Below are 18,047 nucleotides of genomic sequence, written 5' to 3' on the forward strand. Positions count from 1 at the left end.
GATGGGCGCATTGTGGAGCGATCAGAATGAAGCGCAAAGACACTCCGGAAGGTGAATAGTGGCTCCAGCGCCGGCAAGGACCGGGAGAGATATAAACAATGGGAAGCACGCCAGGCTCATGTCCTGTCGCCAACTGGCTATCGACGAAGTGCATCACCCAGGTCTTATTTGAGCGCATCGCGCGGCTATCGCGCAGTGCGGCCTTGACGCGACGCTTGGGCGTTTTGCTACGCCTGGTTCGCGTTAGATGCGCCGGGTCTTGTTCCGGCCTTGGCGCGATCTTCGCGATGACGCAGGGCGTGAGCGAGGTCTACGAGCGTGAAAGGAGGATAATGGAGCAACGGTCAACCGGTGTTTTCCGAGAACCGGATGGAAGGTGACCTTGCCCCATGATTATCCAATCCTCAGTTCGCCCTGGCAGTTGGATTTGCCCGGTTGGGCGGTGGTAGCGTCGGGAGCTGGCGCGGAGCTTTCGGCATAGCGTAGCGCCAGATCCGGCGCGGGCGATAGGAAAGGGCGAACTCGGATGGCGTCTTCCATCCGAGCTGCGAGTGTGGTCGTCGTGCGTCGTCGTAATCGGCCCGGCAGCATCCGAGTGCGACGCGAGCCTGGGCCAGTGACGTGAACAGCGTCACGTTCAGCAATTCATCCCGCAGCCGGCCGTTGAAGCTCTCGACGAAGGCATTCTGCATGGGTTTGCCAGGCGCAATGTAGTGCCATGCGACGCGGCTCTGATCGTCCCATGTCAGGATGGCGCTGCTGGTCAGCTCACTGCCGTTGTCGCTGATCACCATTTTCGGCTTGCCGCGCTCGATCAGCGGGTCCAGTTTCCGCGCCTGCGGATGCCGGAGAGCGAGGTATCGGCGACCAGCGCTAGGCACCCGCGGGTGCAGTCATCGACCACGGTGAGGACGCGGAAGCGGCGGCCCAGGTTAGCTGATCCGACACGAAGTCGAGCGACCAGCGGTCGTTTGGCGCCATCGGGACCCGGTGTGCTTGCGGCCGCCACGGCGGCGCACTGCAAGCTTCTCGTCTCGGTAAAGCCGGAATAGCTTTTTGTGGTTGACCCTATAGTGCTCCCGCTCGAGCAGAACATGCACGCGCCGATAGCCGAAGCGGCGACGCTCATGAGCGACCGCCTTCATACGCTGGTGAAGGTCGTTATCCTCCGTCCGGATCGTCTTGTATCTCATAGTCATACGACAGCTGCCCATGGTTTTACACGCCCGCCGTTCGCTCATCCCGTGAGCATCCATGTGATGGGCGACAGCTTTTGCTCAGCCGCGGGCGTAACCATTTTCTTTTTCAGCAAGTCCTTCAGCGCGACATTGTCGAGCATGGCGCCAGCAACCGCTTCAGCCGCGTGTTCTCATCCTCCAGCGCCTTCAGCCGGCCGGCCTCCGACACCTCCATACCGCCGAACTTCGCCTTCCGTTTGCAGATGCTGGCGTCGCTGACGCCGTGCTTGCGGCACGGCGACCGAAACGCCAGCTTCGTGCTCATTCAAAATCCCGATGATCTGCTCTTCCGAAAAGAGGCTACGCTTCATGCTCTGGTCCTTGTGGTGGGCCAGAACGAACTTCAGCCCGTGGGGCAAGGTCGACAGAGCTGTCAATTCGTAGGCCGGGTTATTTAGCTGGGAACGGACGCGCGGATTCTATCATGGCAAAGACCGCTCCATAAACAGGCCGAATAGATTGATGCAGACCACGCGGTTCGACACCTCAAATGCACTTGCAGATCGGGCCGGACCATAGGTCATCTCCCAGCTGAAACGGTTTCGATGAACGTACGGATGGCGCGCGAAGCTCTGCCAGCCATCGCAGGAGCAGGTCGAAGTTGTAGCCGGCAGCGGCGACGACGGCGTTGATGCGGCCGCCGAAGCGTCCCTTGAGATAGCTGCGGTCCATGCGGTGTTCGGCCTTGACGTGGCCGATGACGGGGGAGATCCCCTGGAAAGCCTATGCGAGACCGACGGAAATCACCAGACCAGCTTTCAAGGGCTACGGAAGAGTTCAGAAAAATGGATTGGGAGTAAGACGCGAGTTGGGCTGTGCGGGTCTCTCTTTGCAGGCCGTTTCAAGAACTCGGCAGCGTCAACGTCGAGCTTGTCGGCAAGGCGACCTATGATTTTGATGCTGACGTAGTACGCGCCGATTTCAAGCTTACTCAAATAGCCCCGGCTGATCTCGGCCTCGAAGGCTAGTTCGTCTTGGGACCATCTCCTCGCATTGCGCAGACGGCGCAAATTAGTGGCGAATGTCTCCCGCACGTCCATGCGGGAAAGGAAGCCGTTTGGTCAGTATATTGCACCTCGATATACTTTACAAAGCGTCGTCTCATGCACCTTATGAACCGAAACGTCAATCTGCTGCGCATGCGTAGGATCATCCCGCGGAAATCACCTAGATGAAGCCTTCAATGGCTTCCGAAGAGATCAGAAGAAATGAATTGAGAGTAAGACGTGTATTGAGCTGTCCTACCTAGCGACTTCTCTTTGCAGGCCGTTTCAGGAACCCAGCAGGCTCAACGTCGAGCTTGTCGGCAAGGCGACCTATAACTTTAATGCTGACGTAGTACTCGCCCTTTTCAAGCTGACTCAAATAGCCCCGGCTTATCTTTGCCTCGAAGGCAAGCTCGTCTTGCGACCATCCCCTCGCATTGCGCAAACGGCGCAAATTGGTGGCGAATGTCTCCCGCAAGTCCATGCGGGAAAGGATGCCGCTTGCTCGATATACTGCACCTCGATATACTTGACAAAATGGCCTCTCGTGTCCGTTATGAACGGAGACTGCGTCAATCTGCTGCGCATGCTTAAGATCAACCGGATCCCGTCACTCAATCCTCACCGATCTTGCTCCGGATAGTTCAGTGCTCACTGCCCGTGACGAGCAGACCTTGTCATCTGCTAGCAACTTCTTGATGCCGAAACCGCTGACGCCGACTGGAAAGAAGTTGGTCGGATCGTACAGCATGCCAACCCAGATCGCTGGCAGAACGTGCTCGCGAGGCGTTCGTTAGCCAATGCGGGCGCAAAACGGACAGGCAACTACGATTACCGTGTTTCTTGGCTGCGCGGCCAAATAGCAAACTTGAGGATACGTGGGGTTCGAAATTGAGAACGCAGTGCTTATCAGCCAGCCGGACCGAGCGACAAAGCCATCCGGTAGCGTGCACGCAACGTGTCGCACAAATCGCACAGCTCGCATCTGTCTCTCAGGCAAGAAGCGAGCACACATGCGCTGGATGGCAAATCTGCTGATCGTGCTGCGAGCGACATGAACTGCAATCAAATCCAATTGACCAAAATCGGGGCGAGCGGAATGGAAAACGATCGACAGAACCAAGGATGCCAAAGGTTCCGGTGGTGGGCTCCAATCGATTTCAGCGGGATTCCTGCGGACCGCGACAATTGGACGGTACCAAGGTGCCATGAATACGGTTACCTTCGCTTCGATTTGGATAGAGGTTTTTCAGTTTGCTAGGAGTTCCAGGCAGTGTCGGCCGATCCGAAGATCGCAGATGTGGTGCCCAGCGCGCCTGAGCTTACGCCATACGCTGAACAGCACGTCGTTACTTACATACGTCTTCTCGATGTACAGGCGGACAATGCAGATTGGCGCAAGGTGCTCCTGGAGCTAGCTGCGCGCGAAAGACTGACTTGGAGACAGCTGATCTGGATAATATCGGATTCGCGCGTACATCTAATGGTGGTCGGGACGCCAGATGACATAGCCGAAGCCATGATCAGTGCCTTCGATCAATATGCGGCCGATGGATTTAACGTAATTCCGGCGATTGTTCCGAGCGGGCTCAAGGAGTTTGTGGAGCTCGTCGTTTCCGAATTGCGCCGACGCGGCAAATTCAGACCCGCAAGCTCCGGACAAACTCTAAGGGAGAACCTCGGTCTCAAACGGCCACTCAATGGGTTCACGCAAGCAGCGTAAGCGCTCCTTCCAAAGATACTCGAGCTTTAACTTGGCTTTAAGATGCCGCAGCTTTCTGCTTCTTGGAGCGGAAGCCTGCGGGCGCCGTCGCGAAGTTCTGCTGGCGCGGCATCGTTTTGAGCAGAGGTCGTAAGGGCCGTTTGGCATTCAAACGCGGGAAACTGTTATAAGCAAACAAGGCCAGACCAGAGCGTTCAGGGGGCCGCGGTCATGCGGTCAAGCCCCCTCAGCACGTAGATTGTCCTTGGTCACGGCTATGTAGTTTTTGCGTGCACCCTATCAGGTCTCTGCCAACATTTTGGCGAGGGCGAGGACGGGAAGTGCTCGATCTGGGCACTTTCGAGAAGTCGACAGTTCCCGAGATTGAAAAACTTCCGCTTCATCGGTGCCTGCCCACGCCGCTGTGGTGCCGCGCCGTTTGCGGTCGTTGTGAGCACCGGCTCGCTCGCGATCGCGGACGCCTCGATCAGGCCGGCGGCAGCGAGTGTCTGTCCCATAATGTCCAGCGTGGCGGCGACCGGCCGCGCTATCCTGTGAGGGTCCTGGAACGCGATTCGGTGGCCCCTCGAGATCGGCCGGACGTCACGCAACGAGCTCCGCGCGCACCTCAGGCTCGATGACCTTCATCCGTGCCTCGGCGCATGTGTTGATCAGACGCTTTGCGGCATCCACCGGTTTCCCAGCGCCTCCGCGACAGAATACGTGATACGCTTGCGATTTGCATCGGCATTCACCGGATCAGGCTCGGTTAACAGAACGGTTCGCACGACCACGGAGTAAGGCATATCGATGCAAAGCGATCCACTACGAGAAGCCTAGGGCGCGACTTCCTAGCTTAAGTTGAGGAGGGGCGCCGGGCGCGGTTATGGGTCGCAGCAATGGGTACTTGCCGCTTACCGAGTGCTAGCGCTTACTTCTCGGATCACTTTAAGCCCAACGCTCTTGGCGCCTAGCAAGCCGTTACGTATCCGCGCGCCTTAAAGTGCCTCTGACGTGAGGAGCGCTATTTCTTTATACGACGTGCCGGCTTTCGACCTTTAGGCAAGGTCTTGGGAGGCTTCGCTCCTTTGGGCGGCTGAACAAACAATTCAGACACATGAACGCCTAGCCGTTCGGCGATACGATCGAGCAGATCAATCGTCGGGTTCTCCTTCTTCAGCTCAATATTGCCCATATGGGAGCGGTCGATCCCGGTATCGTAAGCCAATTGCTCTAGCGGAATGCCGCGATCTACGCGGATCCGGCGCACATTCCAGGCCACAAGCGCACGAGCTTTCATGCGCCAAAGCAGCCATTCGGGAAGCCGTCAAACCACTGGCTATAACCGGCCTATTACGGTAGATTCGTCCAGAATGCAGATGAGCAAGCCCGCGGATTAGCTTCAATGAGACAGCCGGATGGATCCAGCCGTTGTCGATGTCGCGCCAGATAAGCCGGTGCTGACGATCGATCACGAGCAGCATCTGATCACGGCCCATGCTTGATGCCGAGGACATTTACCGAAGAGAAGTTGATCGGATTGTGCTGCACATCGATCCAGATCGCTGGGCTAGGCGCGCTGGCGAAGCCTTGGATAGCCAATTGGCGCGTGCACATGAATGGCCGACCGTTACCGCGGCTTGTTTGCTTTGCGGCGCTTCCAAATAGCAAAATCCGTCGGTTGGAGTTGGCAATTGAGAACAGAACTCTCCCATTTGAGGACAGTGCAGTCAAAACATTGACTAGCGAGCAGGCGCGTACCCGAACCGCATGCGCCTATCCCCTGGCAACCAAAACGCGCGACGCTTGCTGGACGGCAAGTCTGTGGAAACGCTCCCGGGTCATCGAAACCGTGATCAAATCGACCTTGCCAAAAATCGGAATGACCGAACGACAGCTGTCTTGCCGCCGGGATTTTCGATACACGCCCTCAATTAAGGTTCCGCAAAAAAATATCTCGCGGATCGCGACAAAATGGGCGGTACCAAGGTGCCATGAATACGGCTACTGTCGCTTTGATTTGGAAAGAGATTTTTCAGTTGGTAGGAGTTCCAGCTAGTGCCGACTGATCCGAAAATCGCAGATGTAGCACCCAGTGCGCCCGAGGTTACGCCTTACGATGAGCAGCACGCGGTTACCTACATGCGCCTTCTCGATGCAGAGGCCGATAACGCAGATTGGCGTGAGGTCGCACGCATTGTGCTTTGTATTGATCCTGCCCTTGAGCCGGATCGCGCGCGCCGTGCTTTCGACAGTCATCTGGTTCGCGCCAAATGGATGGCGCGTCATGGTTATCGCCATCTGCTGCGGCGCGGTTGGCCGAAGGGTGAATAGTCATGCGATCGAGTCGTGACTACGTCTCGAACTGTAATCGCAAAAGTAGATTGTTCCATCGAGTGGGTGCAATCAACGTTCGATAATGCGTTTGTGCAACCAGAAATCGTCACAATCGTCGGGCTGCAATTTCCCTTTGGTGAACGTGCGGGGAAGAAGCACAATGGTAGCTGCTGACTGGAGATCGAAGGAAGCATATCCGGATGCCCGCGCGGCAGAAACGGAGGACATAGCTTGGGAATGTCTACGTCGCGACCTTGAATACCAACGAGACTATGAGGTTCTGGTCAACAACGAACGATCCAACGTGAGGGCGGATGACTTCCGACGGAAGTGGGGGCTTTCGTTTTGCTGCGGATCCGCAAACGGCTTTCGACAAGCAAGCCATTTTCTGGGCGCCCGAGGCGCTGTCGACGGTGCTGCTCGTCCGTCCCGCTATCGGTTTTACGGCGTCCAAACGGTACGATCTGGATCTCGCCAAACTGGCGGGCAGCGAGCTTCGCCGGGCGCAAGATGGATGGCACGCTATCGTGGAGCTCGGAGGAGCGAAGCATCGGCTCTGGCTGAGAGAATTGCCATCGAGCGGCTCAGCAATTGCCGTCGATCTGCCGCTCGACCGCGATTTCGACATTCGTTTGCAGGCCGCACAGCGGTTTTGGCGAGCGCTCGAACAGCGCGCTCTCGGGCCGCCCCCACGCGCTCTGCCGATCCAGACCCGGCAGAGGCTCATTCGTGCTCTGCGTGCTGTAGATGGATGGCTGGAAGGGAATGACTATCGCAAAATCGCGCAAGGCCTGTTTGGCGCACACCGTATTCCCTATCGAGGCTGGAAAACAAGCGATCTGCGCAGCCTGACCATTCGCCTGGTCAAGACGGGGCTGCGTCTTATACGGGGCGGTTATCGCGCGTTGCTCCGTCACAGGCGCAAAGACAAGTCCGACGGATCCTAGGCTCTTGGCTGACTGGGTAGCTGCAAGTGTTGTCTTGGAAAATGATGCCTCGCAGGTACGCGAGTGATGTCATCATGGCGCGCGGTATCATCGCGGCATTATTTCGGTTCGGTTATCGCGGCCGCGGAAGGGCAGTCGTCGAATGTAACGGGAGAGGCTGGTTTTGACCATTCCTCTCGTCGCTTGAACGGTCCGCTTCGGCCACGTGTAGCTTGGCGGCTAGAACGACGTCTATTCATCTATTGTGATGGCGCTGATGCGATGTCAGGCGGCTTCCGGAATTGCGGCCTTTTTGCAAAGCCGAGCAACCCATCGGCAGAAGGCCCGAGCGATCTCGGGATTGTCGCTGCGGTCGACCGCGTAAGCTCGATACTGCATGCCGCTTGGAGCACGCGATCCTGGTATCGCATGCAGCACCCCGCCGCGCACGAGATCGCTGACAATGATTTCAGGCGCTACCAGTAGGCAGTTTCCGGTGATCGCGGCCGGAAGAGCAAGGTAGTTGTGATCGTATCGCGCTCCCGACTTGATGTCGGTTGTGGCGAGATTCATCGCCCTCAGCCATGTGGGCAGTATATCGGGCCGCGATGTGATGTTCAGAATTGGCATTGAACGAGCAATTGAGAGCGTTTTTCCCGCGACATGATTTGGCGAGCCAACGCATACCAGCGTCTCATTGTAGATTTCCCAATCGTCGGCGGGTTCAATGACGGAAAGGTCGCGAGTGATCAAAATGTCGTAATGGTCGGAGGATGTCGGCGGCGACAATGAACTGATCACGTCCACGATGACGCCATCCATCTCAGCCGAGAACGCCTGGAGGTTCGGAATCAGAAATGAGTAAGCGAAGGTCGAAAGTGACGTGCGAACCACAATCCGGTTGGTGTCCGATCGGTTCCGGCGCCGCATTCTCTTGGCCGTGAAGCACACGGTGTCAAGCGGCTCAGTGACCGTGTTCGCGAAGAGCCTTCCGAATTCCGTCAATTGGCTCCGCCGACCTCGCCGTTCCACGAGGTCTGTTCCGAGATAGTCCTGTAATACCGCCAGATAGCGGCTAACTGAACTCTGTGTCGTTCCCAATGCGCTAGCGGCACGCGTTACGCTTCCTTCTCGCACAATTGTCACGAACACCCGGATTGCATTGAGGGGCACTTCATCGTGTTCGGCAGCCATCTTCCGCTCCGGTAGCTTCCGCAATGTCCACAGATTGCCAATACTGGCTCTCGCCGGGAATGAACGGCCCATCACGTTATTCGATGTGTATAGCCGGATTGCAGCTTATCAACGTTATCTTGCGCGTAAAATCAGCATAATCTGTACGATTCGGACGCTTTGGCTCGCTCGCTTCGATTGCTGTCGACGTGTTTGGAGGTGCAGGTGTGAGCGCACCCGCGTAACGTGGTCGTGCCATCATCGCTCTTGCCGTCGACGACACGCGACTTTCTTAAGGCAACGGCCGCTCAAATTGTCCGAACAGCGCCATGGGCGCCTGACCGAGCTGCGCCGAGATTGCTTCAAGGTCTCACTAGTTAGTTTCGATAGGGGACCAAAGGCAGCGTTCAGCGCAGGAGCCAAGTTGAGAGCCTTCCCCTGCATATTTTGGGCATGAGGATCTCCTCCAATGGCAGAAAGTCCTTCTGGATGTCCTGGACCATGATTCGGTCGAAGGTCGTAAGGCAGTTGCAGCAGCACGGTTACCGCGGCTACCCTGGATCACCATGCGATATGACGCCGCGTCATGTTCCGCCTGGCGTCAATATCCGGACAGGCGTTGGGTGCGATCGCCAGGGGCGCCGACCAGTGCATGCCCCTGATGACCTCTCGATCAATCTCGGAAAGGCTTTTCTCTTTGTTGGATCACGACCAATTCGGCGCCAGCCTCTCACGAAACACGACATCGGCTGAACGAACGGTTTTGAATACGTCCGAGGGTCCGCAGAGACCTTTCGTGCGACCTCTTCGGCCTATGTATCCTGGCAGGCTTATGAGTCCTGTTGCTTGCGCACAATCAAGCCGAGCTGGAACCGTTGGCGATGCCGCTGCAACTCTGCCGGCCATCAAGTGCGTCTGACGTGAGGAATACTATTGTTTCTTACGATCAGGACGCGTTGGCTTGCGACCTTTGGGCAACGTCTCGAGGGGCGTCGCACCTTTGAGTGGCCGGATAAACAACTCCGACAAATGAACACCTAGCGTTTCGGCAACACGGTCGAGAAGATCAATTGTCGGGTTTGCCTCTTGCCGCTCAAGTCCGCTCATATAGGAGCGGTCAATGCCGGCATCGTAGGCCAATTGTTCTTGCGGAATACCGCGATCGACGCGGATCCGGCGCACATTGTACGCCACAAGCGCACGAGCTTTCATGCGCGAAAGCAGCCATTCGGATGCTCATCAAACCACTGGATATATCCCTCCTATAAACCATCATCGAACCAGAGCCGTCCGATCGAAATATTCGATGTCTGTCACCGAATGCTTGTTCCCCGACGTTGCTCGGTCGGCCCGACAAGTTCTGGCGAGGAGAAGGAAATGACATTCTTAAATACGAGCTTTGACTAGCACGGCACAATCAAGCGGATCGCTCTGAGGTCTGCGCCAGGCTTAATTGCGTGACGCCGGGGGCACAGGCAGCTGACCTTCCTGTCAAGCCCAACGCTGTCGCGTACGTCAAAGTGTGCTCGCTGTATGGTGCTGGATTCCATTACGTCCCAGGCGCGGATACTTGCGTCAAACTGCGTGGTTATCTGCGTGCTGACTTGGTCGTGAACCGCAAGAGCGATTTTGACCGAGCCCACCCAACCGGACCGGGAGACACGATCAATATGTCGAGCGTGTACACCAAGGCGGCGAGCCGCTACGACTTCAACGACGATATGGCGACCACCGATGCAATGGACGGCGGTAAGGGTCTGGTGGATGCTTGCCAAAGCCGCGGTCGTGCCGCTCCGTCTGATTCCTTGTTTGTGACTGGCGGTGGACAGGAATCGACCATGGCCTACGGCCTCCGTGCCGATTACGCCATGACTGGAATGCGCGCACGATACTGCGGCACGGCCAAAGCTATATCTGTGGTGCCTTCGCGGGCCTCGCGCTAACGGTCTTGCTGGCTGTAAGACTCGACTATAGGGCTGTCGGCCTTATCGGACGTTGGACTTCCGTACAGAACCTGACCTTCTCGTCTGATATTGCCTACACGATGCTCGATCAGAAGTATGCGGGTGGAAATGCGGTGATACTGCCGTTGCGGGCGAGCATTGCCAGGCCGATTGCTGTTTGTGAGCTGAAGGATCAGGTCACGGTGGGCCCTGCTGCTGCGGGATCAGCGCAACCGGTTTGTTGCTTCAACACGGGGATGGAAGTAGGGCTTGAGAAGCTCGTCAAGCGCCGGTGCGCCTCCCTTGTCGGGGGAGCCATGGACTAAATCTCCAAGGAGGAACTCCGATACGCCCGTCGGCGTCCTTTTGGGCGTCAGAATGCTGGTTCCCTGGGTGACCAGTCAAGACCGCGTAGATCTTTCACCATCGAGACCGCAGGCGCGTAAAGCGCCCTTGCTTGGCTTCTTCCCTAAACTGGCTCAGCTGTAAATTCATGGCCGTTTCTGGGAGATTAATGGATCAACAAGACGCCAAAAGCAGAGGAGCTACAGTGCCGAGGAGATCGTGCGTCTGGCATTATCTGTCTGTTCGTCCATTTGCTCGAGCCGCTTCGAGCCAAGAGAGATTTTCGATGAGACCGAGCCGATGGCACCCCGTTCAACGAAATGGGTTTCAGCTTCGATCGATGTGTCGGCTCCAGCCATCGGGATTGCAGCTGAGACCGCTCAAGCGAGATGAGAGATCGCTTTCAGTCCTGCTTCAGCGCAGGAAGCGCAATTCTGCTGCCTTAACCTCGTCCATTCCCTGAAGTCTGAAAATTTCCTCTACCGGTAGAATATCCTTGTGGACGTTCTGGACGCCGCCATCGGCGATGATCCGGCGGAAGGTTTCCTTCAAGGCCGTGCTTGCGGCCCGGATGCCGTAATTGCCATAGATCATCATCTGGATGTTGCCCAAATCCTTGACCCGATTGGCATCCAGATCCGGATAGGCGTTTGGCACAATGGCCAGCGGCACCGAACTGGTCCAGGCGCGAGAAAAGCTTTCGATCTCGCCAGGGTCTTTCTTCTTTGAATGGATCAGGATCATGTCGGCACCAGCCTTCACATAGGCTCGCGCGCGGTCCAGAGCTTCAGCTTCGCCCAGGCCTGCGATGAGTGCTTCGGTCCTTGCGATCACAAGAAAGTTTGGATCCCGTCTTGTGGCGATAGCAGCCTCGATCTTGCCCTGGAACTCCTCAACGCGCAGCAGTTCCTGGCGACCGTCAGCAGCAAGGCTCGTAACCTTGGGAAATGTCTTGTCCTCGATGACGATGGCGCTGGCGCCGGCCCGCTCATATTCGCCAATCGCGTAAATGACATTGATCGCGTTGCCGTAGCCGGTGTCGATGTCGGCGACGATCGGCAATGCAGTGCATCCTGCGATTGCTCGCAGCATATCCAGATGCTGTGTCATCGAGATCAGGCTCATGTCCGCCAGGCCATAAAGAGCGGAAAGTTCGAAGCCGGAGGCCCACAGTCCATCGAAGCCGGCTTCCTCCGCGAGGATCGCCGAAAGCGGGCTGTGAGCTGCCATGATCTGAACAAGGCCGGTCTCGGCCATCCGGGCGCGGAGGTGTTTGGCACGGGCCATCTGAGATCTTTCAAGACAGGGTAGCGCAAGCGGCGAGGATCCGGTCGCAGGCGCGGGTGAGATCCTCGAGCGAGGACGCATAGGAAATACGGATGTAGGGCGAGGCCATGAAGCCGCTGCCGGGCACCACAGCGACCGCAAATGCGTCGAGAAGATACATCGCGAAATCGGTGTCGGTCTCGATCACCTTGCCGTCCGGCGTGCGCTTGCCGATCAAGCCGGCGCAGGAGGGAAACGCGTAGAATGCGCCGTCGGGGAGGCGGCACGAAAGTCCCTCCGCCTGGTTCAGCTTAGCGACCACAAGGTCGCGGCGTTGCAGAAAGGCGCGCGCGAATTCCCTCACATGGTCCCGCCCACCGGACAGCGCCTCGACAGCTGCATATTGCGCGATCGAACTCGTGTGGGATGATGTCTGGCTCTGGACGAGATTGATGGCCTTGATCAGAGCCAAAGGTCCTGCGCCATACCCAACGCGCCAACCGGTCATTGCGTCGGCTTTCGAAACGCCATTGATCGTCAGTGTGCGCCCGTACAGGTCCGGCGCGACCGCCGCCATGGTCGCGAACTCGCAGCCATATGTGAGCTTTTCGTAGATGTCGTCGGAGAGAACGTGGACGTGGGGATGCCGGCGCAGCACGGCCGCAAGTGCGAGGAGTTCGTTTCGGCTGTAGACCGCGCCCGTCGGATTGGACGGCGAATTCAGCATCAGCCACTTGGTCCGTGAGGTAATCGCGGCCTCCAAGGCTGCGAGGCGGAGCTTGAAGCCATGGGCCTCATCGCAGGAAACGAGAACCGGCTTCCCGCCGGCCAGCAGCACCATGTCAGGATAGGAAACCCAACAAGGGGCGGGGATCACGACCTCGTCGCCGGTATCGAGACTTGCAAAAAGCGCGTTGAATACGACCTGCTTTGCGCCGCAACCAACCGTGATCTGATCAATGCTGTAGTCGAGCCCGTGATCGCGACTGAAAGTTTTGCGGATTGCCTCGCGCAGCGGCTTGATCCCGGCGACCGCCGTGTATTTCGTGCGCCCGTCGCGAATTGCCTGGATGCCGGCCTCGCAAACAGGAAGTGGCGTTTCGAAATCAGGTTCGCCCTGACTGAGCGTGATCACATCCGCGCCCTGTTCGCGCAGCTCGGCGGCTCGGGCGGTCATGGCCTTGGTTTCGGAGGGACGGACGGTTTTCAGACGTTCTGCAATAAGGGACAAGGTTGACGACCCGCGAAGCTCAGAAGCACTTTTAAAGGCTTCTACTCGCTATCAAGCAACCCAACCAATCGTTTCATCTGGTTTTTCAATGAAGAGATCGAAAACTGAGGATATCGTCTCGCGCGACATGTTTGCCGCGCCCTGGCGAGTGACAAGTAGGAATAAGCGATACGAAGCTGCAGCTCCAAAGATCGGGTGACGGTTGTTCCTGCATCGCGCAAGGCTAGCTCCTCAACGACCAGGCGTCTCGCTACATCGTGCAGAGCGCGCAACCTGCGGTGAGATATTGGCGAGCGACAAAGTTGCTGTCATCAGCATCGGAACTGCAGGGGAAGCGGGTATCGGCCGTTGTGCAACGCCAGTTCTTTCCTTCCGTCTCAATCAGGTCCCCCCGAACCGTGCCATCGCATTATCGTAAGTATGCATCGAATTAGTAGATGAGCGTCATCCGACCGTAGCAATTCGGGCCCTTTAAGGCCCTCTCGTCCGCAATCTTTGCTGAGGGACGACTGTTGTGGTCTTCGGACAGTTCATGGCCACGTGAAGGATCGGCAATGGCATCCGTATCGATCCGTGGCATCCGAACGAGCTTTCGCCCGGCATCGGTCCTGCGCGGTGTTTCGCTGTCGATAGCGGATGGTGAATTTCTGACGCTGTTGGGGTGCCTTCCGGCTGCGGAAAATCGACGCTACCGCGTATTCTGGCCGGCCTCGAGATACAAGACACCGGTTCCATCTCGGTTGGCGGGCGGGTGGTGGACGGATTACGCCCGAAGCGGCGAGACATCGCCATGGTGTTCCAGTCCTACGCGCTCTATCCGCATATGACGGTCGCAGCGAATATGACGCTGCCGCTTCCGCGGCCGATCTCGGAGTTCCAAAGACGCTATCCGCATCGCCGGCCCGCAGGCGGGGCTTTGCAGAAGCGTTCGCAGCCTGGTGTCTGGCGTGCCCGGCGGTCGTCTTGCTGCTCGGCCTGTTTTTCCTGCCCGTGGTCGGCGTCTTCGTCATCGCATTCACGGACTGGCACCTTGGAGCGCGTTCGTTTTCTTTCGTGGCTTGGCAAATTTCCGCGAGGTCTTTGCGGATGAGGGTTTCAAAACATCGCTCCTCAACACAGTCATCTACGTTCTGATCGTCGTGCCGGGTACCGTGGTCCTGGGGCTGCTCGTCGCGCTTCTGATCGAAAGCGGGAAATCCTGCCGGGCGTTCTACCGCGCCATTCACTTCCTGCCGTTCATGGCGACACTTACGGCGATGGCAATTGCTTGGGAGGCGCTCCTGCATCCCACGATCAGTCTGGTCAATCAGACGCTCGCCGCACTTGGTCTTCCGACCGCCAATTGGCTGCGCGACGAGAGCACGGCGCTGCCTGTCCTGGCTGTGATCGGCATCTGGCAGAATCTCGGTTATGCCATGGTCCTGTTTCTGGCCGGGCTCAAGAGCATCCCGCAGGATCTCTACGATGCTGCCGACGCCGACGGAGCCGACCTTTGGCTCGATCGGCCGCGTACCGTCAGGCTGCCCATGATCGGACCGGTCTCAATGTTCGTTGGCATCGTCGTGGCGCTCAGGGCATTCGAAGCATTCGACACCGTGAAAGTGCTGAGGCGGGGCGGTCCCGGCCATGCCTCCGAGGTGCTGCCCTACACTCTTTATCGCGAGAGCCTTGAATACCTTCGCTCCGGATTTGGTGCCGCCGTTGCCGTCATATTCCTCGCCATCGTCGTGACACTTACGCTGCTCCAGACCCGGATTCTGGACAGGAAGGTGCGCTACCAATGAGCACCGTCCGCAATCGCCTATCGTTTCCCGCCGGCTTTTTCCGACATGCCGTGCTGCTCACCACCGGAGCGCTCGCCCTCGTCCCCTTCGTGTGGATGGCGTCGACATCCATATCACACCGCCAGGCGAAATCTTCCGCGCATCTTTCTCGTTCTGGCCCACCCAATTCTACGGCTTCGAAAACTATGCCAAGGCGCTGACCGTGCGCCATTGCCGTGTTACATGGGCAATGGTCTGTTCGTTTGCGCCGCGATCCTGGGGCTGCAGATTCTCTTCTGCGCACCCTGCGCCTATGCCCTCGCCAAGCTGCGGTTTCCCGGTCGTGACCTGCTTTTCGGAATGGTGCTGATCGGCCTGCTGTTGCCGCACCAGGTCTTGTCGCTGCCGCTTTCCACTGCGTCGTGCCCGGCGGCGTGCTGTCGCCTGGTGTTGCTGCCCGCGCGCAGCGTCCCTCTTGTCAAGGAGTTCGCTACGACCTCGTTTCGGTTGCAACGTCTCGGCGGCCGCATTGCGATGGTCATCAAACCACTGGATATAACCATCCTATTAACATCTCCAAGCCAGGGGCTTTCGATCGAATTACTCGATGTGTGTCACCGAATGGTTGTCCCCCGACGCTACTTGGGCGGGCCGCATAAGTGCTGGCAAGGAGAGGGGCAATGACATTCGGGTTTAAGAGCTTTGATTTTAAGCGTAGGATTCGGTGCGGCGTTCTAGGCTTTGCGGCAGGCTTAATGGCGTGCAGCGGCACACAAGCGGCGGACCTGCCGCTGAAGGCCAAAGCGGTCGAGTACATAAGGGTCTGTTCGCAATATGGCGCCGGCTTCTATTACATCCCGGGCACGGACACCTGCGTCAAACTGGGCGGTTACCTGCGCACCGACTTGGTCGTGAACAGCAACAGTGATTTCGACCCGGCCTACAATGGAGTGGCGGGCGCCCGGACCCGGCTGGGCAATGCATATACGTCGCGCTCCCGCGGAGATCTGAACATTGATACGCGAACCGCGACCGAATATGGAACGGTTCGCACCTTCTTCGAGACAGGATTAACCTGGACGGATGCGACCTACAGCGGCGCCGGGACAGGTGCGACCGTTTACTCATCGATCGGCGGCGTTCAGGCGCCGAACAACGCCAACTCAGGTGGCGTCGCAGCCGGTACCCTCGGCGTCTACTCCGCGTTCATTCAGTTCGCCGGGTTCACCATGGGGAAGGCGATCTCGCAGTTCTCGGTGCCTTGGACGAATTATCCCGCCAACAATTATGATGACCTGCCAGGCGGCACCGGCTGGGTCACTGGCGTAAACCAGTTCACTTATACGGCAAACCTCGGCCAGGGCGTTACCGCATCCTTCTCGGCTCAGGATCAAGTCGCCCATGCCACAACCAACGTCTGGAACGTCAGTGCTGCGACCGCCGCAGGTCTTGCGGCGGGTGCGTACGGGGGCAGCGACATCGGCGGCACGGCAGCTCCCGACTTTATTGCGATGCTGCGCGTCGATCAGGCGTGGGGACTGTTCCAGGCGTCCGTTGCGGCGCATGACAACCATGCTGCTTATTATGGCGCTGACGAAACGACCGGCCATCCCGGCGACAAATGGGGCTGGGCCGCTCAGCTGGCCCTCTCCATCAAGAACGTCCCGACCGGACCGGGTGACACCATCAGCATGTCGGGCGTGTATACCAAGGGGGCGAGCCGCTACGACTTCAACGAGAACATGTCGACCACCTATGCAATGTACGGCGGTACGGCAATTGGCGGCGCTTATCAGAGCCTGGGTCTTGCGGGTCTGTCCGACTCTGTGTTTGTGGCCAACAGCGAACAGGAGTTGACCACGACCTACGGCTTCCGAGCTGGGTACACCCATAATTGGGATCCATATTGGAATACCGGGGTCTATGGCGGGTGGGCGGCCGTTCGGTACAACAGCACGGCTAAAGCCTATATCTGTGGAGCCTTCGTCACAGGCCTGTCGCTATCGAGCGGTCTTACTGGCTGTAATCCGGACTTCAATTACGGAGCCGTCGGCCTCATCACACGTTGGACGCCGGTCAAGAACCTGACATTCTCGGCCGACATAGCCTACACCATGCTCGATCAGAAGTATGCGAACGGTAGTGTCGTGACACTGCCGCTGCAATCGAGCATCGCCAAGCCGAACGCTCTATACGAACTGAAGGATCAGAGCACCGTGACCATGCTGCTCCGGGCCCAGCGCAACTGGTGATGTTCTGCGACAGGGGCACGAGGGGCAAGGCTCGAGAAACTCGGCAAACTCAGTACGACTGCCTTATGAGGCGGCTGCTGAGGTGCAGAATCGACTTCGCGTCCGGCGGAGTCTTTTCGGATATTGAGCATATGCCCGCTGACAGCCAACACGACCTAACGGCCCTTCGCGGGCCCTTAGGCCCGAAGGAAGGATAGGGCTTGGTTCTCGGTCCTGATACAAGCCTGCGGCGGTTTGTTGACCTCAAGGCGTAGGCTAGCCGGTTCAGAAGACGCTGAAGCAAGATGTGCGACAGCGTCGTCGAGGTCGAGCACAGCGGCGATCCGTCCGCTCGTCAATTTGCTCGCACTGCTCGAGCAAGATCGTCGAGACCAAGCCGATTGCAGTCCACTTCGATGAGCGCGCACGACTTACACGCGCAGTACAAAGGGATTCACCAAGCGGCTCACCGTAAGGTGCAACGACTTACCCAAACCGATGCTAATGGACGGGCAGACCGCCGCTCAGCGCAGCGACGAAGTACCGGTGCAGGTCGAAATCATGACCTTGTCGCCAGAGGCAAAACGAGCGGGTACGCCGTATGCTGGTTTCTTCGAGCTCGCAGCTCGCTGGTGCGTCGGTTTGCCTACGTCCTTGATAGGTCCATGCGTGCGCTGACGTTGACCGGGATCCCTTCGCAGGCCTTGGCGAGCGGCGCGGCGCGCAATGGTGGAGTCGTCGTTCGCCGCTTGTCTTCGCGATCTCATCTGCCGGCTACAAGGTCCGCCGCTGGTTGCGTCAGCTGTCGCATAGGAGCCCCAGGCGCTGCTTCGCCCTGAGCGACATCCTGCCTTTTTGGACTGGCTTTTCTGCAAGGCACCGTTTCGCTATCGCATCTTTCGATGT

The 18,047-nt window shown here is 58.0% G+C and carries 14 protein-coding genes and 5 pseudogenes; 10 read left to right on the forward strand and 9 right to left on the reverse strand.

The features are described from left to right. Positions 1 to 393: 393 nt before the first annotated feature. From ACE103_RS09110 to ACE103_RS09125, 4 genes and pseudogenes are all read right to left on the reverse strand, one after another. Positions 394 to 1,549, reverse strand: a pseudogene (locus ACE103_RS09110) (IS3 family transposase). Between the two features lie 175 nt (positions 1,550 to 1,724). After that, positions 1,725 to 1,949: pseudogene (locus ACE103_RS09115) on the reverse strand (hypothetical protein); the annotation flags it as partial. Between the two features lie 47 nt (positions 1,950 to 1,996). Then, positions 1,997 to 2,278: a helix-turn-helix domain-containing protein gene (locus ACE103_RS09120; RefSeq protein WP_375779140.1), complete on the reverse strand. Its 282-nt coding sequence runs from the start codon at positions 2,276 to 2,278 to the stop codon at positions 1,997 to 1,999. A 205-nt stretch (positions 2,279 to 2,483) separates the two neighbouring features. Further along, on the reverse strand, positions 2,484 to 2,708 hold the full coding sequence (locus ACE103_RS09125) for a helix-turn-helix domain-containing protein (protein WP_375779141.1): 225 nt from the start codon (positions 2,706 to 2,708) through the stop codon (positions 2,484 to 2,486). A gap of 789 nt (positions 2,709 to 3,497) precedes the next feature. Here ACE103_RS09125 and ACE103_RS09130 point away from each other — a divergent pair. Further along, complete coding sequence (locus ACE103_RS09130) at positions 3,498 to 3,947, forward strand: hypothetical protein (RefSeq protein WP_375779142.1); 450 nt, start codon at positions 3,498 to 3,500, stop codon at positions 3,945 to 3,947. 1,003 nt (positions 3,948 to 4,950) lie between these two features. Here the strand turns inward: ACE103_RS09130 and ACE103_RS09135 are convergent. After that, positions 4,951 to 5,226, reverse strand: a complete 276-nt coding sequence (locus ACE103_RS09135) for a helix-turn-helix domain-containing protein (protein ID WP_375779143.1) — start codon at positions 5,224 to 5,226, stop codon at positions 4,951 to 4,953. A 758-nt stretch (positions 5,227 to 5,984) separates the two neighbouring features. On the opposite strand from ACE103_RS09135, the gene ACE103_RS09140 reads away from it, so the two are divergent. The 3 genes and pseudogenes from ACE103_RS09140 to ACE103_RS09150 all read left to right on the forward strand — a co-directional run bounded on the left by ACE103_RS09140 (position 5,985) and on the right by ACE103_RS09150 (position 7,210). Beyond that, positions 5,985 to 6,260 carry a DNA -binding domain-containing protein gene (locus tag ACE103_RS09140; protein ID WP_375779144.1) on the forward strand — a complete coding sequence of 92 codons (276 nt, stop codon included), beginning with the start codon at positions 5,985 to 5,987 and terminating at the stop codon, positions 6,258 to 6,260. Positions 6,261 to 6,423: 163 nt separating this feature from the next. After that, a pseudogene (locus ACE103_RS09145) lies at positions 6,424 to 6,549 on the forward strand (transcriptional regulator domain-containing protein); the annotation flags it as partial. Between the two features lie 28 nt (positions 6,550 to 6,577). Further along, positions 6,578 to 7,210 carry a DUF2285 domain-containing protein gene (locus ACE103_RS09150; RefSeq protein ID WP_375779145.1) on the forward strand — a complete coding sequence of 211 codons (633 nt, stop codon included), beginning with the start codon at positions 6,578 to 6,580 and terminating at the stop codon, positions 7,208 to 7,210. A 264-nt stretch (positions 7,211 to 7,474) separates the two neighbouring features. Here the strand turns inward: ACE103_RS09150 and ACE103_RS09155 are convergent, their stop codons facing one another. Next, positions 7,475 to 8,383, reverse strand: a complete 909-nt coding sequence (locus ACE103_RS09155) for a LysR family transcriptional regulator (protein ID WP_375779146.1) — start codon at positions 8,381 to 8,383, stop codon at positions 7,475 to 7,477. 909 nt (positions 8,384 to 9,292) lie between these two features. Continuing rightward, positions 9,293 to 9,574 carry a helix-turn-helix domain-containing protein gene (locus ACE103_RS09160; protein WP_375779147.1) on the reverse strand — a complete coding sequence of 94 codons (282 nt, stop codon included), beginning with the start codon at positions 9,572 to 9,574 and terminating at the stop codon, positions 9,293 to 9,295. Between the two features lie 204 nt (positions 9,575 to 9,778). Between ACE103_RS09160 and ACE103_RS09165 the strand changes: the two are divergent. Both ACE103_RS09165 and ACE103_RS09170 read left to right on the forward strand, forming a co-directional pair. Next, positions 9,779 to 9,970: pseudogene (locus ACE103_RS09165) on the forward strand (porin); the annotation flags it as partial. 2 nt (positions 9,971 to 9,972) lie between these two features. After that, a complete protein-coding gene (locus ACE103_RS09170; RefSeq protein ID WP_375779148.1) occupies positions 9,973 to 10,305 on the forward strand; it encodes a hypothetical protein in 333 nt (110 codons plus the stop codon). A gap of 759 nt (positions 10,306 to 11,064) precedes the next feature. Here the strand turns inward: ACE103_RS09170 and ACE103_RS09175 are convergent. Together ACE103_RS09175 and ACE103_RS09180 are read right to left on the reverse strand one after the other, a co-directional pair. Beyond that, a complete protein-coding gene (locus tag ACE103_RS09175; protein ID WP_375779149.1) occupies positions 11,065 to 11,937 on the reverse strand; it encodes an isocitrate lyase/phosphoenolpyruvate mutase family protein in 873 nt (290 codons plus the stop codon). Between the two features lie 10 nt (positions 11,938 to 11,947). Beyond that, positions 11,948 to 13,147, reverse strand: coding sequence for a pyridoxal phosphate-dependent aminotransferase (locus ACE103_RS09180; RefSeq protein WP_375779150.1), 1,200 nt, complete (start codon positions 13,145 to 13,147; stop codon positions 11,948 to 11,950). 554 nt (positions 13,148 to 13,701) lie between these two features. On the opposite strand from ACE103_RS09180, the pseudogene ACE103_RS09185 reads away from it, so the two are divergent. The 4 genes and pseudogenes from ACE103_RS09185 to ACE103_RS09200 form a co-directional block, all read left to right on the forward strand. Further along, a pseudogene (locus ACE103_RS09185) lies at positions 13,702 to 14,033 on the forward strand (ATP-binding cassette domain-containing protein); the annotation flags it as partial. Positions 14,034 to 14,094: 61 nt separating this feature from the next. Next, a complete protein-coding gene (locus tag ACE103_RS09190) occupies positions 14,095 to 14,931 on the forward strand; it encodes a carbohydrate ABC transporter permease (RefSeq protein WP_375779151.1) in 837 nt (278 codons plus the stop codon). 222 nt (positions 14,932 to 15,153) lie between these two features. Further along, positions 15,154 to 15,594 carry a hypothetical protein gene (locus ACE103_RS09195; RefSeq protein WP_375779152.1) on the forward strand — a complete coding sequence of 147 codons (441 nt, stop codon included), beginning with the start codon at positions 15,154 to 15,156 and terminating at the stop codon, positions 15,592 to 15,594. Continuing rightward, positions 15,591 to 17,162 (forward strand): porin, encoded by a 1,572-nt coding sequence (locus tag ACE103_RS09200; RefSeq protein ID WP_375779153.1) that lies wholly within the window; start codon positions 15,591 to 15,593, stop codon positions 17,160 to 17,162. Before ACE103_RS09195 ends, ACE103_RS09200 begins: the two co-directional genes overlap by 4 nt. The last annotated feature ends 885 nt before the right edge of the window (positions 17,163 to 18,047 follow it).

Origin of the sequence: Bradyrhizobium sp. ma5, from assembly GCF_042258955.1 — a bacterium.
In the GTDB taxonomy this organism is placed as follows: Bacteria; Pseudomonadota; Alphaproteobacteria; order Rhizobiales; family Xanthobacteraceae; genus Bradyrhizobium.